The following is a 26,495-nucleotide window of genomic DNA, read 5'->3' on the forward strand; positions in this document are numbered from 1 at the left end:
TTTAGAATTGTATTTTTATTTTTTTCGAAGATTTCATTTCCCATTGAACAGGAATTTGTACTTGATTTGTCTCTTTGCTCCAAGAAAACGGGACAGTCTTACCATTCACTTTAATTTTTATTGGCGCTGAATTACTGTTATGGATTACTAAATCTATTGTTCTGTCCGTCGAAGTATAGTTGGTTCCTGTTTCTGAATTTAAAACAACAGTCAAACAATTGCTTTTGAGGCTAGCTTTGAAATTTAACATTTCATAGTTTCCTTTCTCGAAAGCATCTGGCGTATTCCCATCGTCAGTATACATTTTTCCTGAGCTCTCTTTTACGGAAGCATCTATATAATAATGTAAAGTTATTTTTTTTGTGCTGTAATCTCTGGTTGTTTGTACCAATTCGGCCATTGGGATAAAAGCGCCTCCACGAACGAAAACGGGAATGTGATCGTAAACCAGATTTACTTTTTCTGTCGAACCGGCTTTGTGTTCTTTTCCGGTGTAAAAGTCAAACCAGTTATTGCTTTTTGGGAAATAGATTGTTTTTTCAGTGATTCCTGCGTGCGTGATTGGACTTACTAAAAAGTCATTTCCCCAAAGATACGTTTCAGAAATGGTTTGAACAGCCACATTATTTGGTTCTTCAAAAAGCAACGGACGCATAAGCGGTGTTCCTTTTTGGTTGTTTTCAAACGCCATTGTGTAATTATATGGAATCATCTGGTATCGCAATTCGATTGCTTTTCGAGCTAGGTTTTTTGTTTTTTCTTCTCTAAAAATAGGCTCAGAAGGGACGTCTTCCTGCGCGTGCGGACGAAAAACAGGTTGGAAAACGCCATATTGCAACCAACGCGTGTACAATTCATCATCTAAATTGGCTCCAGCAAAACCGCCTAAATCCGAGTGCATATAGGCCATTCCTTGCATTCCCATTTGCAATGCGATTTCGGTTTGTCCCTGCAATCCACCCCAAGATCTATTCACGTCTCCTGACCACGGAATCATTCCAAAACGCTGAGAACCGGAATAACCCGAGCGCATTAATATGAACGGCCTTTGATTGGGGAAGTCATTTTTATAACCATCCTGAACAAGTTTTGCCCAGTTGTGTCCATAGATATTATGCAGTTCATCAGCACTTCCTGTTGCGTGTTGCAATTTTGACGGATGTACTTCTGGTTCACCCAAATCTCCCCACAATCCACCAACGCCTTCATTGATTAAATCTTTGTATATATTCCAAAACCATTGTTTTCCTTCGGGTTTGAAGATATCGATTAGTCCCGTGTTTCCAAAATAGAAATCATATTTAAAAGGGTTTCCCGCTTTATCAACAGCCAATATTTTTTTGTCAACCGCTTCTTGCCATTTGCTTGAAGTGGTCAGTATAAAAGGTTCCGTAATCAAAATGGTTTTCACTCCATCATTGTTTAAGTCGGAGATCATTTTTTTAGGATTTGGGAAGTTTTCTTTGTCCCATTCTAGATTTCCCATTGTTCCCTGAACCGTTTTTCCAAACCAGTATAAATCCAAGATAATGGCATCTACCGGAATTTTTTCGTCCCTGAATTTTTGAATAGTAGCTTCCGTTTCCGCTTGGGTGTGATATCCAAAACGGCTGGCGAAATTACCAAAAGCCCAACGAGGAGGCAAAGGTTGTTTTCCAGTTAAATCCGTATAGTTTTCTATTACATCTTTCCAAGAATCTCCTGCAATTACCTGATAGGTTTTTCTTCCGGAAATAGTTTCGTAGGCTAAGGTGTTGTCTTTTTTACTGTCCAAGTCCAAAAAACCAATCGGGGCATTATCAAAATGAATGGCATACATTTTTGAAGATAATACGATTGGCATCGTAAAATTCATCAACTCTGCACGTGTTTCATAACCATAATGGGCTCGATTGTATAATTGCAGTCGGTTGCCACGACGATTCATTCCTAATACGCGTGCGCCACCTCCATAAAGCGTTTCGGAATTGTTTAGATTAAAGTCTAAAACCTCAGTGCTGTCTTTTTTAGTATAACCGTTTTTCTCTGAAAGCAGAAAGTTGTTTTTGTACGTATAACTAATTTGGAATGGAGATTTGTTTATCGTTACTGTTATTCCTTTGGTTATTAAAACTAAAGTATTTTTCGTTTCCTTTACTTTTGAATTTCCAACTATTGGAGCCAAAACGACTGCGTGAGAAATTGGGTTGTAACGTTCTCCTTTTTGAATAAAAGAAGTCTCGACTATTTTATCCGAATAAGGTGTGATGATGTATTTTCCATCAGAAGTGTTTATTTCTAATGAATTGTTGGTTTTGGTAAAGTTCTCAAATTTCCTGTTTGCGTTTTGGGCAAAAGAAAGGGTTGAAACGAGTATTAATAAAAGTAATTTTTTCATAGTTTAATTTTGAACCATTAAGGCATTAAGTTTCTTATGTTTTGACGTGGTATCTTGATGGTTCATAATGCAAAGTTTTATATTAATGAAGCTTAATGTCTAAATGACTTATTTTTAGTATTATTCGGGGTGTTTTATTATACAAATTTTTAATCCAGCATATTGAAAAACTCATTTACAAATGGTTTTAAAGATTTTGTGATATTTACAGTGTAAAAATTAATCAATAAACCTTGAGGGATTTCTAATAGTTTCATATAGGTCAGTAATTGAGCTTCATGAATTGGTAAAATGGTTTCTACAGTTTTTAATTCCACAATAACTAAATCATTTACCAACAAGTCTAATCTTAAATCTGCATCGATTTCTAAATCATAATATTGAATCGGAACAGATAATTGTTGTTTTACATTATAGCCGTTAGTTTCTAATTCGTATTTCAAGCATTTTTCATAAACACTTTCTAATAGTCCTGGACCTAATTCTTTATGCACTTTTATTGCTAAGCCAGTGATTTCATAAGACAATTGAGTAACTTCTTTTTTTGTCATTTTTAATTTTTTTTAAACCGTTAAATTAATTAAGTTTTTAGTAATGTTTTTTCTCTATATCTTGTTTAAACATAGACTGTTAAGTTTACAAGTTTTTCTTAATAAAACTTAATTCCTTAATGGTTTAAAATTATTCCAATTCCAAGATTATAACTGATTTTCCTTCCAATGTGATTTCGTTTTCTAAATTATATGATTTTCCAGATAAGATATCTTTTCCAGTTTTTGAAATTTTAATGTTCTCTTGAAAACGTTTTGTTTTTAGGTTTTGATTGGTTGTGCCATTATTCATTACTATCATTACCGTTTTTTCATTGGTATATCTAAAATATACATAAACGTTGTTTTCAGGAATGTAATGCGTCATTTTTCCAAAATGTACTGCCTCATTGGTTTTTCTCCAATTGAATAATTTGGAAGTAAAATCAAAATACTTTTCTTGGACCGGTGTTCTTCCTGTTTTTAAAAACGCATTGTTTTTATCTCCTTTCCAACCTCCAGGAAAGCCTTGGCGAATGTCCGCATCTCCTATGTTTTTATCCCCGCTCATCCCAATTTCGCTACCATAATACAACTGTGGAATTCCTCTAACGGTGGCAATCAAAGCTATGGTCATTTGGTATTTCTTGAAATCGTTTTTGTAGATTTCATTGATGCGATTGGTATCATGGTTTTCAGCAAAAACAAGAATGTTGTTTGTGTTTGGATATAAAAAATCATTAGAGAAATTATCATACAATTTCACAATTCCTTTGTTCCAAGTTGCTTCATCATCATTAAAAACGGTTCCTAGAGCATCCTGTAAAGTAAAGTCCATCACAGTTGGTAGATTCGAATTGTAATTTTGGATGGCTCCAATTTTACTGTCTTTCTGCCAATAGGCGATTTGTGCCTGATTGTACATCCAGATTTCACCTGCAATATTGAAGTTAGGGTATTCATCCGTGATGGCTTTGGTCCATTGGGCAATTCCTTTTGGATCAGAATAATTATAAGTATCTACCCTGAAACCGTCTAAATCGGCATATTCAATCCACCAGATTGCATTTTGTTTCAGGTAGTTTAACACCAATGGATTGGATTGATTCAAGTCGGGCATGGTAGGCACAAACCATCCGTCTAAACAAATTTCTTTATCTATTGTAGCGGCATTCGTGTCGCTTATAGTCGATTTTTTATGATTGCTTTGGGTATAATTTTCAAATTGGTGAATCCAGTCTTTTGTTGGTAGATCTTTCATCATCCAATGCTCGATTCCCCAGTGATTCGTTACATAATCCATAACCAATTTCATATCTCTCTTATGCATTTCAGACGCTAAACGAACATAGTCTTCATTAGTTCCATAACGAGGGTCGATTTTATACACATCAGATTGTGCATAGGTATGATAGGAAAAAGTCTTGTCGTTATCTTCGCATAAAGGCGTACTCCAAATGGCCGTAGCCCCCAATGACGCAATGTAGTCCAAGTTTTTAATAATACCTTCAATATCGCCGCCATGTCTTCCGCCAGGATTGTTTCGGTCAGCCTTTTCAGCGAGGGTTTTGTCGCTGTCGTTTTTTGGGTTTCCATTAGCAAAACGATCGGGCATAATAAGATACATCATATCCGAGGCATCGTAACTTTTGCGTAAAGCGGAATTCTCTCTCCTTTGTTTTAAGGAATATTTTTTGGTGAATGTGACCTTGTTTTTGTTTTTGAAAGTGAAAACAAAATCAGAAGCCGGAATGTCTTTGGTATCGATAGTTACGAAAATGTAGTTAGGATTTTCGGTTTTTCGAATGTTTGTGATGACCATTTCATTGGAAACGGAAACCTCGTTTTGGGCAATATTTTTGCCGTAGAACATAATTTGTAATTCAGGATTGTGCATTCCTGCATACCAAAATGGCGGTTCTATTTTGTCAATTTGAGCATAAATTGATGAGGAGATAAAAAGGAATACAAAGATTATATTTTTCATTTTTTGTAATTAATGGTTTTTAAACAATTAAGACATTAAGATAATTAAGGTTTTGGTGTTTCTTAATCTAACTTAATGCCTTAAAGGGTTTTCTAATTCAATAATAAAAAACTTAATTTATGTTGTAACCACGCTATTTGCTTCAACAACTACCGCTTCTCCATTTACATATACAGTAAGATCTTTCGAGCCTTCTAATGTAAATTGGGTTTCATTTTGATTGATAATGACTTTCAAAATCTGGTTTCTAAAATTGATTTTAAAAGAATATCCATCCCATTCTTTTGGAATTTTTGGAGAGAAATGCAAAGCGTCGTTTTTTACGCGCATTCCACCAAAACCTTCCACAATGCTCATCCATGTTCCTGCCATCGATGTGATGTGGCATCCTTCTTCTACTTCTTTATTATAATCGTCTAAATCCAAACGGGAAGTTCGTAAATAGAAAGTGTAGGCCATATCCATTTTGTCCAAAACGGCTGCTTGAATTGAATGCACACAAGGTGAAAGCGAACTTTCATGAACCGTAAAGGATTCGTAAAATTCAAAATTGCGTTTCAATTCTTCTTTAGAGAAATGCTCTTCAAAGAAATAAAAACACTGCAATACATCGGCTTGTTTTATGTAAGGCGAACGCAACACTCTGTCCCAAGACCATTTTTGGTTAATTGGGCGTTGTGATTTATCCAAATCTTTAACTGGAACCAAATCTTTGTCTAAAAAGCCGTCTTGTTGTAAGTAGATTCCAAGTTCTGATGATTTTGGGAAGTACATATTGTCAGCTACTTTTTTCCATTCTTGAAGTTCAGTATCGGATAGTTTCACCTTTTCGATAATTCTCTTGTGGTCTGATGGATATTCAAGAGACACTTTCTGAATTTGTTCCTGTGTATAATCAATACACCATTTAGCAATATAATTGGTATAGAAATTATTGTTGATATTGTTTTCGTATTCGTTTGGCCCTGTAACCCCTAAAATCACATATTGATTTTTGTCTTTAGAGAAGTTGGCTCTTTGGTGCCAGAAACGTGCGATAGCAATTAATACTTCCAGTCCTTTTTCAGGAATATAAGAGTAATCGCCAGTGAAACGATAGTAGTTGAAAATTGCAAAAGCAATGGCTCCATTTCTATGAATTTCTTCATGAGTGATTTCCCATTCATTATGGCATTCTTCCCCGTTCATAGTCACCATTGGATACAAAGCCGCTCCGTTTTTAAAACCTAGATTTTTCTCGGCATTTTCAATGGCTTTATCCAACTGATTGTAGCGATACGTCAATAAATTACGTGCTACTTGTTGGTCTTTGGTAGCCATATAAAACGGAATACAATACGCTTCAGTATCCCAATAAGTAGAACCACCGTATTTCTCACCAGTGAACCCTTTTGGGCCAATATTCAATCGACTGTCTTTTCCTAAATAGGTTTGATTTAATTGGAAAATATTAAATCGGATTCCTTGTTGTGCTTTTACATCTCCATCAATAGTAATGTCTGACATTTCCCAAATTTTTGCCCAAGCAGCAATTTGATCTTGCAACAATTGATTGTACCCTTTTGCTACAGCTTCTTGAATTGTTTTCTCAGCTGCCGCAAGCGTGTTTTCGTGATTTAAAGAAACGGTATAGCCACCTATTTTTTGAATAGATGATTTTTTGCCTTGAGCGACAATCACATCGTAACTGAATTGAATGTTATCAGCTAATGTGTCAATTGCAGAAGGAGAAATATTGATGTTTTCACCGTTTTCCATTATGCTGTTATGCATAAACGTGGTCACCTTAAAATGAGTTTTAAAGGTTTGTGCCGTAACAAAAGCTTCGTTTGCTGATTTTTTAACTTCTAATGGTTCCCAGAATTTTTCGTCCCAGTTGGCGTCCTCGTTAGTGACACCAGCATCAATATAAGGTTTGTAAATTATTTTAGCATCCTTGTTCAAAGGAGTGATTTCATAATTGATGATTCCTGCTTCATCTAAATCCAAAGAAAGAAAACGACGTACATTTACTGCAATCTCAGTTCCGTTTTTTAGAGTAGCTTCAAAAGAACGATGGTACCATCCTTCTTTCATATTCAATTCTCGACGAAAGTTTTTTATTTCACTACACGTATTTAAATCAAAATTTTCACCGTTTATTTCGATTTCAATCCCAATCCAATTTGGTGCATTTAATACTTTCGCAAAATATTCAGGATATCCGTTTTTCCACCAACCTACTTTTGTTTTATCAGGATAATATATTCCAGCGATATAACTTCCTTGAAAAGTGTCTCCAGTATAGTTTTCTTCAAAATTAGCACGTTGCCCCATAGCCCCGTTACCAATGCTGAATAAACTTTCAGACGACTTTACTCTCTCTGCATCAAATCCTTCTTCAATGATGGACCAATTGTCTGCTTTTATATAATCTTGGTTCATTTTTTTGTTCTTGTTTAAAAGTTTAAGGTTTAAGAGTTTATAGTTGTTTATGATGACAGCTATTCTCCTTCCTCGTTTCTCTTCTTTCTTTATTTTTTCTCAATCAGATTTTCAATAAAGCTCATTTCAATATGCGTGAAATCTTTAAAGATGTATTTAGCTTCATGCAAAACGGCTTCTTCCCCAATTCCGATACTTGTCATTTTTCCAATATTAGCTGCTTGAACTCCCGCTACTGAATCTTCAAAAACTATAGCGTTTTCAGGACTTGTCCCTAATAATTTTGCGGCTATCAAGAAAACTTCAGGATCAGGTTTTGCATTTGTAACATCATTACCATCAACAATTGCGTCAAAATAATGGATGATTCCTGTTTTTTCCAGTATAGGTCTTGCGTTTTTACTCGCTGAGCCTAATGCAATAGGCTGATTGTTTTCTTTAAGAAATTTTAATATTGACATCACTCCTGGAAGAATCTCACTTTGATCCATATCCACCAAATAGGTTAGATATTCTTCGTTTTTTTGAATTAACCATCTGTTTTTGTCTTCCTGTGAAGCTTCCACTTTGCCTAATTCTAGAATAATATCAAGGGAACGTACACGGCTCACGCCTTTTAAAAGTTCATTGTGTTCTAATGTGAAATTAATATTCAATTCAGTCGCAATTTTTTGCCAAGCTAAATAATGGTACTTAGCTGTGTCGACAATCACTCCGTCCAGGTCGAATATAAAAGCTTTCTTTTTCATCGGTATTCTATTTGTATTTTATTGGATAGTAAAATTGATAACTTCATTTAATATATAAGTCATCAGTTTTTTTTCGAATAGTTCTCTCCCAAATAATATTAGGATTTACATTTTGAATTTATTGTTTAACAACGTCATCCACATCTTTGACTTTTACTACTAATACAGCAGCAATCAAAAAGCTTACTCCGCTCGTCACTAACGCAAAAATTGCATCGTCATGGTAAACGTATTTAACTAATGGACCTCCAATTAAGGCATTGATAATTTGAGGGATAACGATAAAGAAATTGAAAATTCCCATGTAAACTCCCATTTTCATTGGAGAAATGGAACCGGCTAAAATGGCATAAGGCATAGATAAAATACTTGCCCAAGCAATACCAACACCTACCATTGATAGGATAAGCCAGTCTTCATTTGGTACGAAGTAAATGGATATTAAACCTAGTCCACCGATAAACAGTGAAAGGGAGTGTGTTAATTTCCGACCCAATTTTTTTGCGATATAAGGTAAAGCAAAGGCGTAGAAAGCGGAAACTAAATTGTAAATTCCAAAAAGGACACCAACCCAGTCACCTGCGTTTTGATAGGCTTCACTTTTACTGTCGGAAATTGGTAAGCCGTAAATATGATGTGCAATTGCCGGAGTAGTAAATACCCACATTCCAAATAGACCAAACCATGAGAAGAACTGTACCCAACTTAATTGTCTCATTGTAGTAGGCATTTTTCTGAAATCTTCAAAAATGTCTAATAAACTCGATTCTTTTTTAGTTGTTGCAGTTTCAATAGTCTCTTCTTGCGCCATTTCGTCTTCAAACTGAGCTAATTCTTCAGGAGAATATTCCTTAGTCGTAAAGATGGTAATTAGAATAGAACCAATTAAAATGATAGCACCAATTACAAATGATAAAATCAAATGCATAGGAACACCTCCATTTTCATCTCTATTAGAAACACCAAACCAGTTAGTAAGGACGTAAGGCAGCCAAGAACCAATAACGGCACCAAAACCGATTAAGGCAGTTTGCACGCTAAATCCAAGTGTTCTTTGATCAGTCCTTAAATTGTCTCCCACTAAAGCTCTGAAAGGTTCCATAGCAATATTAAAGGAAGCATCCATAATCATTAACATTCCGGCACCAACCCATAACGCTGGTAACAACGCAATGAATATTTCGGCCTGAGGCATTAAGATTAGTCCAATAGAAGCTAAAACTGCTCCTATTAAAAAGAATGGTTTTCTTCGTCCAAATTTACCCCATGTTTTATCACTGTAATACCCAATTATAGGTTGTACAATAAGTCCCATCAAAGGAGCGATAATCCAAAACCATGACAGTTCGTGGACATCAGCACCAAAAATTTGAAGAATTCTGCTGGCATTGGCATTTTGAAGGGCAAAACCCATCTGAATTCCTAAGAAACCGAAACTCATGTTCCAAATTTCCCAGAAACTTAATTTACGCTTTTCCATTATCGTAATTTATAAATTGATACGATAAGCGCGATGCTTATCAAAACTTAACTTGTTTTTCGAAGTAAAAGTAAAAGCTTTGATGTGGTAAATATATAAAAGTAATTAGTTAATTATTAGGGCTAATTCTATTTTATATTCTATAATTTCAACTACAACGTGATAGTGTGAATAACATTTTGTATTAAATCCAATTTCTTAATGATTTTGAACTAACAATTTGATTTTTAGCTGTCTGAAATTAATTGATAATTAAATTTATGTTGTTGATTCTCTTTCTATCAAATGAGTTTCAATTACTTCTGTTATATAGTTTTCTTCTTCTTTTTCCTCCAATTCTAATCTTTCGATAAGCATTTTAGCAGCTTTATTTCCCATTTTTATTCCGTTTTGACTTACAGTTGTGATGGTTGGGGTAGAATATTTAGAAATAATACCATCTGTAAATGCAATAACGGACAAGTCTTCAGGAACTCTGATTCCTTTTTTATGTGCGGTTTTAATACAAGTAACCGCAAAGAGCTCATTTACTGCAAATATGGCGTCAATGGCTTTGTCCTCCAGTAATTTACTAATTATGATTTCACAGGTGTCTACATCTTCAATTTTTATAATCAATTCTTCATCAAAAGGGATGTCGTTGTCTAATAAAGCTTTGGTGTACCCATCAGTTCTCAGTTTTCCTACGCTTACATAGTCTACTGTTGTCACAAGTGCAATTTTTTTCTTGCCTTTGTCTATTAGGCTTTGTACCGCTTCATAGGCCGCTGATTTATCGTCAATAATTACCTTGTCACAAAGTATTTCATTGGTTACTCTGTCGAACATAACCACTGGCATTCCTTGGTTAATCACTTCGGTAATATGGTGAAAGTCACCTTTAAGTTGGGTTTCTTTAGAAAGGGACATAATGAAGCCGTCTATACTTCCATTAGCTAGCATTTCCATATTAAGGACTTCTTTATCAAAAGAATCGTCAGACAAACAAATGATAACACTATATCCGTTTTCATTAGCTACCTGTTCTATTCCGTTAATAACTGTAGAGAAGAAATAATGTACTATTTCAGGAATTATTATACCTATAGTCTTAGTCTTACGGTTTTTTAAGCTAAGGGCTATGTTGTTGGGTTTGTAATTGTAAAATTTGGCAAATGCTTGTACTTTCAATCTGGTTTCTTCGCCAATTTCTAAGCTGTTTCTTAAGGATTTTGATACCGTAGAAATAGACACATCAAGTTCTTTGGCGATTTGTTTAAGTGTAACCTTTCTTTTCATATTGAAGATACTGTATTGAAATTAAGCTAAGTACGATTTTATAGCAATTTAGGCTGTCTAATTTTACCTAGGATTTCTTTATTTATTATTGAATTGAAATGCAATTATATGCATTTTGTAATTATGAATTTGAAAAAAATATATTTCGTAATAAAGATAGAATTTGTTTTTAGTAATGGCAATTTTCCCATTAATTTTTTAGAGAATTAAGAAAGTTTTCAACACTATCACGTTTTCGTAGTCCAAAAAACAAGGGGTCTTGTCGAACGTGTTAATATTTACATAAATTTAACATTCGAAGTAAGAGTAAAATTTTATAAAAACCAAATTAACTTAAACAAAAAGTATGAAAACAATTTATAAAAAGTTGTTATTTTTATTACTTCTGCTACCTTTTAGTATTCTGGCTCAGAATACCCTAAGCGGATCAGTTCTTGATAAAGCATCAGGACAACCAATACCAGGAGTAAATGTAAATATACAAGGAGCCTCAAACGGGGTTTCAACAGATTTTGACGGAAAATTTCAATTGTCAAATGTTAAGAAAGGGGATAAAGTAGTTTTTTCTTTTATTGGATATGCAAACACAGTTATTACTTATAATGCGCAAAAAGATTTAAAGGTTTCTCTTGAAGAGGATGCAAACCTTTTAAATGAAGTAGTAGTTCAGGTAGGTTACGGTTCTGTTAGGAAAAAAGATGCGACAGGTTCAGTTGCTCTAATCTCTTCTAAAGACTTTAATAAAGGTGCTATAACAAATACTGAAAATTTAATTAACGGTAGAGTTGCTGGTGTTGTTGTGACACAAGGAGGTCGTCCTGGAGATGGGGCTGCAATACGTATTAGAGGTGGGGCATCGTTAAATGCTTCGAATGATCCTTTAGTAGTTATAGATGGTTTGCCAGTTGATAAGGGACTTTCATCTATTAATCCAAATGATATTGAATCGTTCTCAATCTTAAAAGATGCTTCTGCAACAGCAATATATGGTTCTCGTGGATCAAATGGAGTTGTATTAATTAAAACTAAAAAAGGTACTAAAAAAGACGGTGTTCAATACTCTTTCAATTCATTAACGACTGTAAATACTGTTGCTAAAAAAGCGGATGTGTATTCAGCTGATGAATTTAGAAATTTGATCACTACTTACGTTCCAACTCGTACGGGTCTATTAGGAAAAAGTAATACAGATTGGCAAGACGAAATATTTCATGATGGCGTAACTTCTGCTAATGATTTGTCTATGAGAGGGAATTTGTTAGGTGTAATGCCTACAAGATTATCATTAGGATATACAAAAATTGATGGAGTTTTAGCAACTTCTGCTTATGATAGAAAAACTGTTGGTTTGTCATTGACACCTTCTTTCTTTGATAATCATTTGAATTTTGAAGTAAATGCTAATTATGCATATGAAAAAAACAGATTTGCTGATGAAGGAGCAATTGGAGCAGCTATTTCTTCCGATCCTACTCAAGCTGTATATGATCCAACATCTCCTTTTGGAGGATATCATCAATCATACACTTTAAATTCACCTGGAAATTATACCACATTTGGTGCTTCTAATCCAGTAGGTTTATTAAATCAAAGAAGTAATTGGGATAGAAACAATAGAATCTACGGAAATGTTCAAATGGAATATAAATTGCATTTTGTGGATAATTTGAAAGCTGTTGTTAATGCAGGTATAGATAAAAATGAAAAGAAAGGAACTGATGTTACTGAAAGAAATGCCAGAAGTGGAATCTATAATTCAGTGCTTTTAGGAAATAACAGTTCTTCATGGGAAAATACCGAAAACACTCTTTTGGACGGTTATTTGAACTACAATAAAAAATACGAGAATACTAAAGTTGATTTTACAACTGGATATTCATATCAAAATTTTGAATTGGAGAAATTCAGTTCGTCAAATACTTTATTACCTATTGCCGAGCAAAAACCTGATGTTGAAACTAGCCCAGGGGTGAATTTACAGGCTTATTATGCTAGATTAAATTTAGATTTTTACGACAAATATTTGCTTACAGTAAATTACAGACATGATGGAACTTCAAGGTTTTCTGAAAAAAACAGATGGGGTAATTTCCCTGGAGTGGCATTAGCATGGAAAATGTCAAATGAAAATTTCTTGAAAGAGTCTAAAGTTTTTAGTGACGTAAAATTACGTTTAGGATGGGGTGTTACAGGTCAACAAGCTATTCCTTCAGAATATGATTATTTCAAGCGTTACAATCTTAGTGGCTCGCCATCAGGAGCAACATATGCTTTCGGAAATACGTATTATCAATTGGGTAAACCAGTAGGTTATAATGAGAATTTGAAATGGGAAGAGACTACCACTTATAACGTAGGTTTAGATTTTGGAATGTTTAATGATAAATTGACTGGATCGATTGATGTTTATAATAAAGTAACCAAAGATCTTTATGCAATTGTTCCTGAAGGTGCTTTGCAAAATTTCAGAACAGCTGGTGGTGCAAACATTGGTGATCTAACGTCAAAAGGAGCTGAATTAGGTTTGAATTTTAATGCAATTCGATCTAAAGATTCTAATTTAAGTTTTAATTATAATATCGCCTATAATAAAGTTGAGATAACTAATTTGAATGGATTAGAATACTTCACCGGTTCTGTTGGTTTGGATCAATATACACAAATTCACAAAGAAGGATTAGCACCATCATCATTTTGGTTATATGAGCAAGTGTATGATGCAAACGGTCGTCCTATAGAAGGGGTTTATGTTGACAATAATGGAGATGGTAAAATCACTTCATTGGATAAACATGCTGTTAACAAGCCAAATGCTGATGTTACAATGGGATTGCTAACGAATTATAATTACAAACAATGGGATTTTTCTATGGCTTGGAGAACTAGTTTAGGAAACTATGTTTTTGATAATGTTAATGCAAGCAGAGGTTTTATCTCGCAAAGTATTTCAGACAACAACATCAATGCAATTAATAATACTACGGTAGATTTTAATAATACCTTATTCAGTCAAAAAAGAGTTGAATCTGATTACTATGTAAAAGATGCTTCTTGGGTAAAATTGGATAATATTACAATAGGTTATTTATTCCAAAATCCTCTAGGGACTAAAGAGTCCACTTTGAGATTTTATACAGGAGTTCAAAATGTATTGACATTCTCAAATTACAAAGGGATGGATCCTGAAGTTTTTGGAAAGATAGATGAAAGAGGTATAGATAGTACAATCTATCCAAGAGCCAGAATGTACATGTTTGGACTAAACTTCAATTTTTAATATAAAATATCATGAAAAAAATAAAATCAATAAATATTAAATTGCTTGTACTTTTCGGGCTGTTTGCATTTTTTGCCTCTTGTACTAATGATTTAAATGTAGTGCCAAAAGACGACGATGATTTTACATCTGAGGATTTTTATTCAAGCCCAGATTCTTACAAACAATTTTTGGCAAAAATCTATGCTGGATTAGCGGTTACCGGTCAAAAAGGTCCTGATGGTGATTCAGATATTCAGGGAATAGATGAAGGTTTTGGTCAATATCTTAGAGGGTACTGGCAACTTCAGGAATTACCAACAGATGAAGCTATGGTTTCATGGGGTGATCCTACATTACCGGATTTAAATAATAATACTTGGAATGCCGATAATAGATTTGTTAAAGCATTCTATTCAAGAGTGTTTTTTCAGGTAGGAGTTGCTAATGAGTTTTTAAGAGAAACAACTGATGCTAAACTGGATTCAAGAGGTGTAAGTGCGTCATTAAAAGCAGAAGTTAAAACGTTTAGAGCCGAAGCAAGATTTTTAAGAGCGCTTTCTTATTACCATGCGGTTGACTTGTTTGGAAAAGTTCCTTTCGCAACTGAAGAATCAGCTGTTGGTGCAAAGCCTATTGAAAAAGACAGAGTTTTTGTTTTCAATTACTTAGTAGAGGAGTTAAAAGCAATGAATGCTGATTTAAAACCAGCGAAAGCCAATGAATATGGTAGGGCGGATCAAATTGCCGCAAAAATGATATTGGCAAAATTGTATTTAAATTCAGTTGTTTATACAACAGTAAATAGAGATGCAGAAGCACTTACGGTAATCAATGAAATAATAAGTTCTCCTTATAGTATAGCTAATGTTCCGTATAGCAATTTATTTCTTGCAGATAATGATAGAGCTGCAGTTCAGAACGAAATCATTTTTCCAATTCGATTTGACGGAACTAGGACTAAAACTTGGGGAGGGACTACATTTATAATTCATGCTTCTACTGGCGGTTGGAACTCAGAAATGGGTGTTGATGGTGGTTGGTATGGTTTAGCAGCTAGAAAAGAATTTGCAAACGTATTTTCTAATTTAACTGGAGCAACAGATAAAAGAGCCATTTTTGATTCTTCTTCACCTTTGACAATTGGTTCAGTATCTGACTTTTTTGGTTCTGGTGGATTAAAAGTTAAAAAATTCAGTAACAAAACATCAACAGGATCTATAGGAAGTAATCAAACACATGTTGATACAGATTTTCCATTATTAAGGTTAGCCGATGTGTATTTAATGTATGCTGAATTAGCCGCTAAAGGTTTTGGTACTGCTTCAAAAGCAACAGCTGTGGGTTATGTAAATGTTTTAAGAACTCGTGCTAATGCAGCACTTATTACTACAACAGATTTAACTTCTTCATTTGTTTTAGATGAAAGAGCTAGAGAATTGTATTGGGAAGGTCATAGAAGACAGGATTTAATTCGTTTTGGAAAATTTACTGGAAATTCATACAACTGGGAATGGAAAGGGAATACTCAAAATGGTACTGGTATTGATGATAAATACAAGTTGTTTCCAATTCCTCAATCAGAGTTAAACACAAATACTAATTTGACTCAAAATACTGGATATTAATTTAAATTCCCATGAGGGAATAACTCATGGGTGTTTTTTAAAATTATATAAATTATGAAAAAAATATTTTTAAATTTATTTTTAGTAACCGCTGCTTTAATAAGCATGGTTTCCTGTACTGACGAAACGTTAGATCCAGTAGCTACAGTAGCTAAAAATGTTGAGTTAAACACTCCAGCTGGTGGAAATTACGTTTTGACAGCTTCTACTGCAGGTGCAACTGCTCTTACTGTGAAATGGTCATCTGCTGACTTTGGATATTCAGCTGCAGTGACTTACTCTTTACAAGTAGTAAAAGCAACTGCTGACTTTTCTAGTCCTCAATCATTTGGATTAGGTAGTTTTAATGAAAACACTAATTCTAATTACGAAAAAGTATTGACACAAAGACAATTGAACTCTATGCTTCTTGGAGCTGGAGGAGCGATTGGGGCTTCAGGCGATTTTAAAATGAGAGTTGTGGCAGTGCCATCTACTCAACTTGCGACTTCAAGTAACGGAGTTACTTCAATGTCTAAAGAGGTTACTTTTAAAGGGAATCCTTACGATACTTATGATGAGTTTGACAGGATTTATGTTCCTGGAAGCTATGGTTCAGTTAGTACTTTTGGGTTTTGGGATCCTGCTAATGCAGCAAGATTGTTTTCGGCAAATAATAATGGTAAATACGAAGGGTTTGTTTGGATGAATGAAGCTACACCTGCCTTTAAATTTACACCAACCCCTGATTGGCCTGGTGATAAAGGGGATCTTACTGAAAACCCAAATACTTTCACAACTCTTGGTGGGAAAAATATTAAACCGGTAGACGGTGCGGGTACTTATTTCTTTACTGTAGACTGGGCTGCGAATACTTATACTATAGGAAAAAGACAAGTTGCTATAATAGGTCAGGCTACTCCAAATGGATGGGGAGCAGCGACTTATTTAGATTTTGACACTAATCCAGCTTCTCCTTATTATAGAATGTATACTAAAAATTTAGCGTTAGTTGCTGATGAATTTTTAGTTCGTTTAAAAGATGACTGGTCTGTAAAAATGGGGACTTTATCTGGAAATGGTGAAACTATTTCTGCTACTACTCAAAATAAAATAAAATTAGGTGGAGGAAATATGAAAGTTCCAACTGCGGGTAATTACAAAGTGGTTTTAGATATAAACAATTCCGCTAATTACAATTTAAGGTTGATACCAAATTAATTTTTGGGTTCTATAAATCTAAAAAAGGCTGTCGTTTGGCAGCCTTTTTTTATAAAAACAATTAACGATGAAAAAAACTATTCTTTTAATATTATTTTTTCTGTCAATTACCGCTTTTGCCCAGCAACAAACGGTCACCTACACCATCAGTCCAGCTGCATTTGAAGAAACGACGGCCATTACCATTACTATCAACGGGAACAGTATTAATGAGGCAGCTTGGGGGGTTACAGGGAACGCATTGTATATGTGGGCTTGGGCGTTTGATTTAAATGACACCACTCAAAAAGGAACTCCACTTAATGGTTCTTGGGCGGCTTCTGATGAAGCGAGTAGATTTACCTATAATGTGGGGAATGATACCTATACTAAGACCATAACACCTACGACTTATTACAACACAACAGGGATAGGAAGAATTGGTTTTTTAATTAAAGCCAAAGACGGAACGGGAGACAAAAAATCACAAGACATTCTTGCAGAAGTTGGATTGTTTCAAGTGACATTGACTTCTCCTTCTGAAAATAGTTCCGTTTTTATAAATTCCGGGGGGAGCTTGAGTATCGCCGCAAACAATACAGGTGGGAATGCTAGTTATAATTTAAAATCAAATGGTTTCAGCATCAATTCGAATGCTAGTACACCTAGTTTTGCTTTTAATCACACGGGTATTTTAGCGAATCAAAATTATGAACTTGAGGTGACTCAAGGCACAACTGTTATAACTAAAAAATTTAGTGTAATTGTGAATCCCAATACAGTGTCTCAAACAATGGCTTCAGGATTGCTTGACGGAATCAATTACAACACAGCCGATGCTACAAAAGCGACGTTGGTATTAGACGCGCCAGGAAAGGATTTTATTTATGTAGCGGGTAGTTTCAACAATTGGCAACCAACGACAGCTTATTCAATGAAGAAAGATGCGTCAACTGGAAAATTCTGGTTGGAACTAACTGGATTAACCTCTGGGATGAATTATACTTATCAATACTGGGTGGTTGATGAAACTCCAATTGCGAATTCTCCAAAATTAGTCAAAACAGCTGACCCTTATTCGACTTTAGTATTGTCTCCTTTTGACGATTCGGGTATTTCTGCTGTTAATTATCCTAATCTTCCTGCATATCCTCTTGGGCAAGACAGGGAGGTGACTGTATTGAAAACAGGGCAAACTCCTTATGTTTGGAGTGCGTCTACCACAAATTTCGTGAAACCTGAAAAAGAAAAACTGGTTGTTTATGAGCTTTTGGTTCGGGATTTCGATGCAAATAGAAGTTATCAAAATTTGATTGACCGAATTGATTATTTCAAAAATTTGAAGATTAACGCAATTGAGTTATTACCGGTTATGGAATATGAGGGTAATGAAAGTTGGGGATACAACACTTCTTTTCATATGGCTTTGGATAAGTTTTACGGAACTTCAGATAAGCTAAAAGAATTTGTTGATTTGTGTCATCAAAATGGTATTGCAGTTATTCTTGATGTAGCCTTAAATCACGCTTTTGGGAGGAATCCTATGGTGAGAATGTGGATGAATGATCCCGATGGCGATGGCTGGGGTTCGCCTACAGCTGAAAATCCTTATTTCAATACTGTTGCAAAACACAGTTATAGTGTTGGGGAGGATTTTAATCACCAACAACCAAGAACGAAAAATTACGTAAAAAGAGTGATAAAGCATTGGATTGAAGAGTATAAAATTGATGGTTTTCGTTGGGATTTAACCAAAGGATTTACGCAAAATGCTCAAGGAAGTGATGCGTTAACGGATCAATATCAACAAGACAGAGTTGATGTTTTAAAAGATTATGCAGATTATTCTTGGGGTCTGGATCCAACACATTATACGATTTTTGAACATTTAGGTTCTGATAATGAGGAGCAGCAATGGGCTAATTATAAAATTAATGAAACCCCATCTAAAGGAATTATGATGTGGGGTAAGATGACAAATGAATACAACCAGTTAACTATGGGGTATAATTCCAGTAATAGCATTGATAGAATGAATAGTGCCGCCCATGGATTTACAAAAAACAGGTTGATGGGTTATGCTGAAAGCCATGACGAGGAACGATTGATGTATAAAAATTTACAATACGGGAATACCTCAAATTCTGCCCATAATGTAAAAAATGTAAACGTTGCTTTGTCAAGAATGTCAGCTTTAGGTGCTGTTAGTTTACTTGTTCCTGGACCAAAAATGATTTGGCATTTTGGAGAGTTGGGAATGGAGAACTCTATTTTTATGTGTAATAACGGATCTGTAAATACGGATAGTGATGCAACGGCCGGAGATTGTAAACTAGACACAAAACCACAGCCACAATGGACAGGAAATTGGTTGACTAACGGTAGTAGAAACCAAATCTATAACGACTGGGCTAAAATGATTACTTTGAAATCAACAGAACCCGTGTTTTTAGGGACTGCAGTGATTTCAAGTGTAAATACGGTAACACCTAATATTAAAATCACTAATAATACTTTGGCAGCATCGCAACTAAAAGATGTTTTGATTCTATCAAATTTTGATGTTAGTTCCCAAAATGTAGCTACAGGTTTTCCGTATACAGGGACTTGGTATAATTTAATGGATAATACTTCTTTTGAGGTTACTAATGTTAATGCAACGATTAGTATTCCTGCTGGTGGGTTTCTGATTATTGGGAATAAAGTCGCTTCTTTAGCTGTAGCTGATTTTGAAAAAACGGATGGAATCGTTTTATATCCAAATCCGGTTGTTGATTATTTTATTTTAAACAAGGAAAGTACAAAAATTGAAATTTATTCAATTTCCGGTCAGTTAGTAAAAACCTTTGTTGGAATTAACTCTAGTGAAAATCAATATGATGTGAGTGATTTAAATCAGGGGCTTTATGTTGTAAAAACATTCGATGAAAACAATAAAATTCAGGTAATGAAGTTTATTAAAAAATAAGAATTTTAGTTAAATACAAGTAGGGCTGTCTGTAAAAAGGCAGCTTTTTTTATGGACTAGGGTTATTAGAGATCAAGTAATTAAAACAGGGGGGGTAATAAAACAAAAAACCCAAACATTGCTGTTTGGGTTTCGTGGTACCTCCAGGGATCGAACCAGGGACACATGGATTTTCAGTCCATTGCTCTACCATCTGAGCTAAGGTACCGTGCTTGACGCGGGTGCAAATATAGAACCTTTTTTGACATATCCAAAACCTTTTTTTAAAAAAATCAATTCGTACCTTCGCAAATCTAAAATGTATAATATGATTCTAGCTATTGATGTAGGGAATACAAGAATTAAAGCTGCTGTATTTGAGGCTGATATCCTTCAGGAGTTTTTTATTTTTGATAAAAATGAGCTTCGAGATAATATTGAAAAAATTCTAAAAATTTTTAAATCCATATCTCATTTGGTTGTTTCATCAGTAGGTGACGTGGATAAAAATATGTTTTTGGAATTTTCGAAAACAACAACAGTTCATTTTATTTCTCACGACGACGCTTTTCCTTTTTTTAACAAATATAAAACACCGCATACATTAGGTATTGATAGAATGGTGCTGGCTGCAGGTGCGACTTTGAAATATCCGAAAAGGAATAGACTAGTCATTGATGCGGGTACCTGTGTCACTTATGATTTTATAGATCAAGAAGATAATTATCAAGGAGGTGCAATATCGCCAGGCTTGCGATTAAGATACGAATCCTTACATTCCTATACTGCAAATCTACCTTTATTGACTTTAGAATCTTCGGTGTCTTTTGTAGGAAAGACAACATCTGAATCAATGCATTCTGGTGTTGTAAACGGTTTTGTATTCGAAATTGATGGTTTTATTGATAGATATAAAGAGAAATATTCAAATTTTATAATAATTTTAACGGGTGGGGATGCAGAATTTTTGGCTAAACGATTAAAAAATACCATATTTGCCAATTCAAATTTCCTTTTGGAAAGTTTGAACCAAACTCTTCAATATAAAATCAAAAATGATTAAAAAAATTATAATAAGCGCCTGTTTGCTTTTGTCATTAGTGTCTTTTGCTCAAGAAGGAACAGCATCTCCTTATTCTTATTACGGAATTGGTGATGTAAGGTTTAAAGGAACTGCTGAAAATCGCTCTATGGCGGGAATTTCTGTTGAACAAGACAGTATTCACATGAACCTTGAGAATCCTGCAAGTTTTGCTAATTTAAAATTAACCACTTTTACTGTTGGAGGAAGCCAGATTTCGACTAATTTAAAGTCAAGCAGTAAATCCGAAAATGCTCGTAGAACTACTCTAGATTATCTTGCTGTTGGATTGCCTTTAGGTAAATTTGGTGTCGGTTTTGGGTTGATACCTTATTCTTCTGTTGGATATAAAATTAATTCAGATGTGGATGCTAGTTCTCAGTTTTATAAAACTTTAAATGGATCAGGTGGATTAAATAAAGTTTTTTTAGGGTTAGGGTATAGTGTATCGTCAAAATTAAAAATTGGAGCTGATGTGAATTTTAATTTCGGAAAAATTAAAACCAATAGTTTGGTATTTACAACTGGAGTTCCTGTTGGTACTGCCGAATCAACTACGGCTGATTTAACTGGTGCAAATATCAATATTGGGACAATGTACCAATCAAAAATCAATAAAAAACTAAATTTCTTTAGTAGTGTGAATTATACTCTTGAGAGTAAATTGACTTCTAAAAACGTAAGAAACATATCGGCAGTAATGTATGATTCTAGTTTTAATTTGTTGATAATCGATAGCTTTGATGATCAGTCTACTACTGTGAATCTAAAATTACCAAGTAAATTATCAGTGTCAGCTGGAATAGGAGAGGCTAAAAAATGGCTTATAGGTGCGCAAATAGTTGCCGGAAGTAAAGGGAATTTGGTCAACGATTATAATACAGCAAGTAATGTGTCATATGAAAGTTCTATGAAATATAGTGTTGGGGGGTATTATATACCAAATTATAATTCCTTTTCAAACTACGCTAAAAGAATAGTCTATAGAGGGGGATTGAAATTTGACAAAACCGGTTTGATAGTTAATTCAGAGTCAATCAATGATGTAGGTGTTAATTTAGGTCTAGGTTTTCCAATCACAGGTTCTTTTTCGAATATAAATGTTGGTTTCGAATTTGGGAAAAGAGGAACAACTTCGTCTAATTTAGTTCAAGAGAATTATGCTACTTTAAGTATCGGTTTTTCTCTTAATGACAGATGGTTTGAAAAGAGAAAATTCAATTAGAACTTAAGTAATTATAATTAGTCTTGTTAAGCGTATATGGCTTTAATAAAAAAATACATAATAATTTCAGTAGTCACAGTTTTCACTGTGACTCTGTTTTTTGGATGCGAGAGTAATTTTAAAGAAGTGCAGAAAATCAACTTTACGGAGTTTACGCCAAACGGTGACGCTGACAACGTGAATTTAAAATACACTGATTCAGGACGTATTACGTCTGTTTTGATAAGCTCTAAAATGCTTGATTTCACAACGATTAGTTTTCCTTTTACGGAGTTTCCAAAAGGAATTGACGTTACCTTTTATGATAAAAATGGAAAAAAAACCCGTATTACCTCTAATTATGCTGTTTCCTATAAAAGCACCAGTATTATTGATTTGAAGGGGAAAGTGAAAATAGCTTCTGAAGAAGGGCAAACACTGGAAACAGAGCAGCTATTCTTTGATCAGAAAAACGAATGGTTTTTTACTGAAAAAAAGTTTAAATTTACAGATCTGAAGGGAGTTTCTAATGGACAAGGTATAGATTTTAGTAAAGATTTTAAAGTTATAAATTCTCAAAGAATAACAGGCGAGGTCCTAACCGCCAATTAAATTAAAAATACATTATGAGTTATCTAAAGTATACACAATACGTTTATCTTTTTTTTGGAGCTTATCTTATTTATGATGGGTTTACCAAGTTAAATGATCCTTCTCAAACTCCTATATTGAGCTTTGTTTTTGCAGGATTGGCAATTTTTATGTTTTTCTTTCGAAGAAAATTCGGAAAAAAATTCGAGGACAACAATAAAAAATCCTAATATATGGAAATTAGCATTATAATACTATGTCTGATATTAAGTGCTTTTTTTTCAGGAATGGAGATTGCGTTCATTTCATCCAATAAAATTTACCTGGAATTAGAGAAAAAACAGGATAATTTTATTTCAAAAATTATCACCAAGCTTACTGAAAAACCTTCTAAGTTTATTGCTGCCATGCTTATTGGTAATAATGTGGCTTTAGTAGTTTATGGTTTTTTTATGGGTGCATTACTGATGCGTTGGATAGATTCGATGGGGTTTCATTTTTCGGATTTTTTGAATTTATTGATTCAAATCCTGATTTCTACTTTCATTGTTCTTATAACTGCTGAGTTTTTGCCGAAAGTGTTTTTCCAAATCTATGCAAACTCTTTAATGAAGTTTTTTGCGATTCCTGCTTACTTTTTTTATGTTTTGTTCTATTTTATTTCCACTTTTTTCATTTGGATTTCAGATTTTATTTTGAAAAAATTCTTTAGAACTGATGGAGATCAGGTGCAGCTTTTTTTTAGTAAAACGGAACTGGGGAACTACATTACGGAGCAAATGAGTTCTGTTGAGGAAAATGATGAGGTAGATTCAGAGATTCAAATTTTTCAAAATGCTTTAGAGTTTTCAGGGGTAAAAGCACGTGATGTAATGAGCCCGAGGACTGAAATTGTAGCAATTGATTTGTTTGATACAATAGAAGATTTGATAGCCTTATTTATTGAAACAGGGTATTCTAAGATTGTCGTTTACCAGAATTCATTGGATGATATTGTAGGTTATGTACACTCTTTCGATTTATTCAAGAAGCCTAAGACTATAAAAGCCATCGTTATTTCTGTAGAATTTGTTCCGGAAACAATATTTATAAAAGACGTGATGAGTTTGCTTACTAAGAAACGTAAAAGTGTAGCTGTTGTTCTTGATGAATACGGTGGGACTTCAGGGATTGTTACCATTGAGGATATTGTGGAAGAGCTTTTTGGTGAAATTGAAGACGAACACGATTTAGAAGAAGAGCTGATTGAAAAAGAGCTGGGAGACGGTGTTTATGTTTTTTCGGCAAGATTTGATGTCGAATACTTGAACCAAACGTATAAGTTTACTATACCTGAAAGTGATTCTTACGGAACACTGGGCGGTTTTATTGTGGATTCCACAAAAGACATTCCTCAAAAAGGAGATGAGATTGCAATAGGGAATTATCACTTTGTAATTGAAGAAGTCACTAATACCAAAATTGAATTGGTAAAAATGACTGTAAAAGATTGATTTATTTTATAAAAATATTTTTTTTGTAAAATAAAACGTTACTAGTATAATTATTAATCATATAATTGTATTTTCGCAAACTGAATATAAAATTAACAACAAAAAAATGGCAGTTTTATCAAAAATTAGACAACGTTCCGCATTAATGATTGCAGTTATTGCATTAGCTTTATTTGCATTTATAATAGGTGATTTATTCAAGAGTGGTAGTTTCAGTAGTACATCAAAGGATGTAGGAAGTATCAATGGAAATGATATTTCATTTGAAGATTTCAGAATTAAAGTAAGTAATGTTGAAAAAAGCGGTCAAGGGATTTCTTCAATGGAAGCGGTGAACAGAGTTTGGGACCAAGAGGTTTCTTTAGCTTTGTTAACTTCTGAATTTGATAAATTAGGATTGAGAGTAGGAGAAAGCCACTTGTTGGAAATTCTAAAAGCGGATCAAAATATTGGAGGTAATCCATTATTTATGAATGCTGCAGGAATTTTTGATGTTGCAAAATTCAAAGAATATTTCAAATCAAACCCTGCTCAAGCTCAATTCTTAAAAGATAGAGAGAAAGACGCAGAACTTAATGCTAAATATCAAATGTATAATACTTTGATAAAATCAGGTATTTATACAACTGAAAGCGAAGGAAAATTTAAATATGAAATGGAAGCTAACAAAGTGAGTTTTGCTTACGTTGCTGGTTTGTATTCAACTATTAAAGATTCTGATGTTAAAGTTAGTGATTCAGAAATCGTTGATTTCATGAAGAAAAACGAAAAGAAATTTAAAGCAGATGAAACTCGTGAAGTTGAATATGTTTTAATTGAAGATAAAGCTTCAAAAGAAGATGAGAACGAAGTTAAAACTAAAATAAACGGATTGCTTTCAGGAAGTGTGGTGTACAACCAAGCTACTGGGAAAAACGATACTTTATCAGGTTTTAGAACGGCTAAAAATATTGTTGAATTTGTAAATTCAAATTCTGATATCCCTTACGATTCTTCATATGTTGCTAAAAAAGATTTGCCGGCTATTGATGCTGATCAACTTTTCAACTTAGCTCCTGGAGCAGTTTACGGGCCTTATGTATATGGAAAATACTATTGTATTTCTAAATCTTTAGGTAAGAAATTCGGAGTTAATGCAAAAGCAAGTCATATCTTAATTAGTTATGAAGGAGCACAGGTTCCTAACCAAAAAGAAAAAAGAAATAAAGAACAAGCTAAAGCTAAAGCTGAGGCGCTATTAGCTCAAATTAATGCTAATCCAGATAGTTTCTTAATGTTAGCTTTTACAAGTTCTGATGATTCATCTGCACAACAAGGTGGTGATTTAGGATATTTTGGACCAAACCAAATGGTGAAACCATTTAATGATTTCGTTTTTAACAACGGAATTGGTAAAGTAGGTTTAGTGGAAACTGATTTCGGTTTTCATATTATTAAAATTACGGATAAGCAAGACGGTATCCGTTTAGCTACTGTAGCGCAAAAAATTGAAGCTTCTGAGGCAACTTCAGACAAGTTGTTTGAACAAGCGACTAAGTTTGAAATGGATGTTGCTGATAAAGATTTCGGAAAAGCGGCTAAGGAAATGGCATTTACTATTGCTCCGGTAGTAACTGTAAAAGCGATGGATGAAAGTTTTGGTTCTTTAGGAAAACAAAGAGCTATCGTGAGATGGGCTTTTGAAGATGATTCTAAAGTTGGATCAGTTAAACGTTTTGAAGTAGCTAACTTAGGTCATGTTATTGCAAAAGTAAAAAGCGTTGATAATTCAGGATTAGTTTCAGTTACTTTGGCTAGACCTTACGTAGAGCCAATTCTTAAAAACAAGAAAAAAGCAGAATTGATTAAAGCTAAAATGTCAGGATCTTCTCTTGAAGCTATAGCTAAGGCAACTGCTTCAACAGTTCAACAAGTTGCTGATGTAACTTTAGAAAATCCAGTTTTAGCTGGTGGTGTTGGTCAAGAGCCAAAAGTTGTAGGGAATGCATTTGCATTAGCTGCTAACAAAATTTCTGCTCCTATTGAAGGTAACACAGGTGTTTATGTTGTAAAAAACATAAGTACTGTAAAAGCTCCAGTATTAAAAGACCACGCTCCTTATGTTGCTACATTAAAAGCACAGTCTGCAGGAGATGTAAACAGAGTTGTTCCTGCATTAAAAGGAAACGCTAAAATTGAAGACAACAGAAAACAATTTAATTACTAGTCGTACTGATTTAGTTAATTAATTCATATAAAAAAACCGATACAATTGTATCGGTTTTTTTATATAGCTTATTTAAAGAATTGTT

General features: G+C 34.1%; 16 protein-coding genes and 1 tRNA gene. 9 read left to right on the plus strand and 8 right to left on the minus strand.

What is annotated here, in order from left to right; translation table 11 throughout:
* Position 1: 1 nt before the first annotated feature.
* The 7 genes from FLAK523_RS05535 to FLAK523_RS05565 form a co-directional block, all read right to left on the minus strand.
* The gene (locus tag FLAK523_RS05535) at positions 2–2,377 is read right to left on the minus strand and encodes a TIM-barrel domain-containing protein (RefSeq protein ID WP_248907400.1); all 2,376 of its coding nucleotides are present in this window, start codon (positions 2,375–2,377) and stop codon (positions 2–4) included.
* 149 nt (positions 2,378–2,526) lie between these two features.
* On the minus strand, positions 2,527–2,928 hold the full coding sequence (locus tag FLAK523_RS05540) for a GxxExxY protein (protein ID WP_248907402.1): 402 nt from the start codon (positions 2,926–2,928) through the stop codon (positions 2,527–2,529).
* 130 nt (positions 2,929–3,058) lie between these two features.
* Positions 3,059–4,894, minus strand: a complete 1,836-nt coding sequence (locus FLAK523_RS05545; protein ID WP_248907405.1) for a glycoside hydrolase family 13 protein — start codon at positions 4,892–4,894, stop codon at positions 3,059–3,061.
* A 117-nt stretch (positions 4,895–5,011) separates the two neighbouring features.
* Positions 5,012–7,318 carry a glycoside hydrolase family 65 protein gene (locus FLAK523_RS05550; protein ID WP_248907407.1) on the minus strand — a complete coding sequence of 769 codons (2,307 nt, stop codon included), beginning with the start codon at positions 7,316–7,318 and terminating at the stop codon, positions 5,012–5,014.
* Positions 7,319–7,407: 89 nt separating this feature from the next.
* On the minus strand, positions 7,408–8,067 hold the full coding sequence (gene pgmB / locus FLAK523_RS05555; RefSeq protein WP_248907409.1) for a beta-phosphoglucomutase: 660 nt from the start codon (positions 8,065–8,067) through the stop codon (positions 7,408–7,410).
* A 118-nt stretch (positions 8,068–8,185) separates the two neighbouring features.
* Positions 8,186–9,547: an MFS transporter gene (locus FLAK523_RS05560; protein ID WP_248907411.1), complete on the minus strand. Its 1,362-nt coding sequence runs from the start codon at positions 9,545–9,547 to the stop codon at positions 8,186–8,188.
* Between the two features lie 258 nt (positions 9,548–9,805).
* A complete protein-coding gene (locus tag FLAK523_RS05565; protein ID WP_248907413.1) occupies positions 9,806–10,825 on the minus strand; it encodes a LacI family DNA-binding transcriptional regulator in 1,020 nt (339 codons plus the stop codon).
* Between the two features lie 346 nt (positions 10,826–11,171).
* Between FLAK523_RS05565 and FLAK523_RS05570 the strand changes: the two genes are divergently transcribed.
* From FLAK523_RS05570 to FLAK523_RS05585, 4 genes are all read left to right on the plus strand, one after another.
* Positions 11,172–14,102, plus strand: a complete 2,931-nt coding sequence (locus FLAK523_RS05570) for a SusC/RagA family TonB-linked outer membrane protein (RefSeq protein WP_248907415.1) — start codon at positions 11,172–11,174, stop codon at positions 14,100–14,102.
* A gap of 11 nt (positions 14,103–14,113) precedes the next feature.
* On the plus strand, positions 14,114–15,709 hold the full coding sequence (locus tag FLAK523_RS05575) for a RagB/SusD family nutrient uptake outer membrane protein (protein ID WP_248907417.1): 1,596 nt from the start codon (positions 14,114–14,116) through the stop codon (positions 15,707–15,709).
* Between the two features lie 54 nt (positions 15,710–15,763).
* Positions 15,764–16,909 (plus strand): SusE domain-containing protein, encoded by a 1,146-nt coding sequence (locus tag FLAK523_RS05580; RefSeq protein WP_248907419.1) that lies wholly within the window; start codon positions 15,764–15,766, stop codon positions 16,907–16,909.
* Between the two features lie 67 nt (positions 16,910–16,976).
* On the plus strand, positions 16,977–19,856 hold the full coding sequence (locus FLAK523_RS05585; RefSeq protein ID WP_248907421.1) for an alpha-amylase family glycosyl hydrolase: 2,880 nt from the start codon (positions 16,977–16,979) through the stop codon (positions 19,854–19,856).
* A 135-nt stretch (positions 19,857–19,991) separates the two neighbouring features.
* Here FLAK523_RS05585 and FLAK523_RS05590 read toward each other — a convergent pair.
* Positions 19,992–20,064, minus strand: a tRNA-Phe gene (locus tag FLAK523_RS05590).
* Between the two features lie 99 nt (positions 20,065–20,163).
* Here FLAK523_RS05590 and FLAK523_RS05595 point away from each other — a divergent pair.
* From FLAK523_RS05595 to FLAK523_RS05620, 5 genes are all read left to right on the plus strand, one after another.
* Positions 20,164–20,898, plus strand: coding sequence for a type III pantothenate kinase (locus FLAK523_RS05595; protein ID WP_248907423.1), 735 nt, complete (start codon positions 20,164–20,166; stop codon positions 20,896–20,898).
* Positions 20,891–22,141, plus strand: a complete 1,251-nt coding sequence (locus tag FLAK523_RS05600) for a hypothetical protein (protein WP_248907425.1) — start codon at positions 20,891–20,893, stop codon at positions 22,139–22,141. The genes FLAK523_RS05595 and FLAK523_RS05600 overlap by 8 nt, the downstream gene beginning before the upstream one ends.
* Positions 22,142–22,177: 36 nt before the next feature.
* Positions 22,178–22,732 carry an LPS export ABC transporter periplasmic protein LptC gene (lptC, locus tag FLAK523_RS05605; protein WP_248907427.1) on the plus strand — a complete coding sequence of 185 codons (555 nt, stop codon included), beginning with the start codon at positions 22,178–22,180 and terminating at the stop codon, positions 22,730–22,732.
* Between the two features lie 212 nt (positions 22,733–22,944).
* Positions 22,945–24,204: a hemolysin family protein gene (locus tag FLAK523_RS05615; protein WP_248907431.1), complete on the plus strand. Its 1,260-nt coding sequence runs from the start codon at positions 22,945–22,947 to the stop codon at positions 24,202–24,204.
* Between the two features lie 106 nt (positions 24,205–24,310).
* The gene (locus tag FLAK523_RS05620; protein WP_248907433.1) at positions 24,311–26,410 is read left to right on the plus strand and encodes a peptidylprolyl isomerase; all 2,100 of its coding nucleotides are present in this window, start codon (positions 24,311–24,313) and stop codon (positions 26,408–26,410) included.
* Positions 26,411–26,495: the final 85 nt, after the last annotated feature.

Origin of the sequence: Flavobacterium sp. K5-23, from assembly GCF_023278045.1 — a bacterium.
GTDB lineage: Bacteria > Bacteroidota > Bacteroidia > Flavobacteriales > Flavobacteriaceae > Flavobacterium.

Bases quoted from the DNA above. Each gene is read 5' to 3' on its own strand.
- FLAK523_RS05535 (WP_248907400.1), bottom strand. From the start codon at position 2,377: ATGAAAAAATTACTTTTATTAATACTCGTTTCAACCCTTTCTTTTGCC.
- FLAK523_RS05540 (WP_248907402.1), bottom strand. From the start codon at position 2,928: ATGACAAAAAAAGAAGTTACTCAATTGTCTTATGAAATCACTGGCTTA.
- FLAK523_RS05545 (WP_248907405.1), bottom strand. From the start codon at position 4,894: ATGAAAAATATAATCTTTGTATTCCTTTTTATCTCCTCATCAATTTAT.
- FLAK523_RS05550 (WP_248907407.1), bottom strand. From the start codon at position 7,318: ATGAACCAAGATTATATAAAAGCAGACAATTGGTCCATCATTGAAGAA.
- pgmB (WP_248907409.1), bottom strand. From the start codon at position 8,067: ATGAAAAAGAAAGCTTTTATATTCGACCTGGACGGAGTGATTGTCGAC.
- FLAK523_RS05560 (WP_248907411.1), bottom strand. From the start codon at position 9,547: ATGGAAAAGCGTAAATTAAGTTTCTGGGAAATTTGGAACATGAGTTTC.
- FLAK523_RS05565 (WP_248907413.1), bottom strand. From the start codon at position 10,825: ATGAAAAGAAAGGTTACACTTAAACAAATCGCCAAAGAACTTGATGTG.
- FLAK523_RS05570 (WP_248907415.1), top strand. From the start codon at position 11,172: ATGAAAACAATTTATAAAAAGTTGTTATTTTTATTACTTCTGCTACCT.
- FLAK523_RS05575 (WP_248907417.1), top strand. From the start codon at position 14,114: ATGAAAAAAATAAAATCAATAAATATTAAATTGCTTGTACTTTTCGGG.
- FLAK523_RS05580 (WP_248907419.1), top strand. From the start codon at position 15,764: ATGAAAAAAATATTTTTAAATTTATTTTTAGTAACCGCTGCTTTAATA.
- FLAK523_RS05585 (WP_248907421.1), top strand. From the start codon at position 16,977: ATGAAAAAAACTATTCTTTTAATATTATTTTTTCTGTCAATTACCGCT.
- FLAK523_RS05595 (WP_248907423.1), top strand. From the start codon at position 20,164: ATGATTCTAGCTATTGATGTAGGGAATACAAGAATTAAAGCTGCTGTA.
- FLAK523_RS05600 (WP_248907425.1), top strand. From the start codon at position 20,891: ATGATTAAAAAAATTATAATAAGCGCCTGTTTGCTTTTGTCATTAGTG.
- lptC (WP_248907427.1), top strand. From the start codon at position 22,178: ATGGCTTTAATAAAAAAATACATAATAATTTCAGTAGTCACAGTTTTC.
- FLAK523_RS05615 (WP_248907431.1), top strand. From the start codon at position 22,945: ATGGAAATTAGCATTATAATACTATGTCTGATATTAAGTGCTTTTTTT.
- FLAK523_RS05620 (WP_248907433.1), top strand. From the start codon at position 24,311: ATGGCAGTTTTATCAAAAATTAGACAACGTTCCGCATTAATGATTGCA.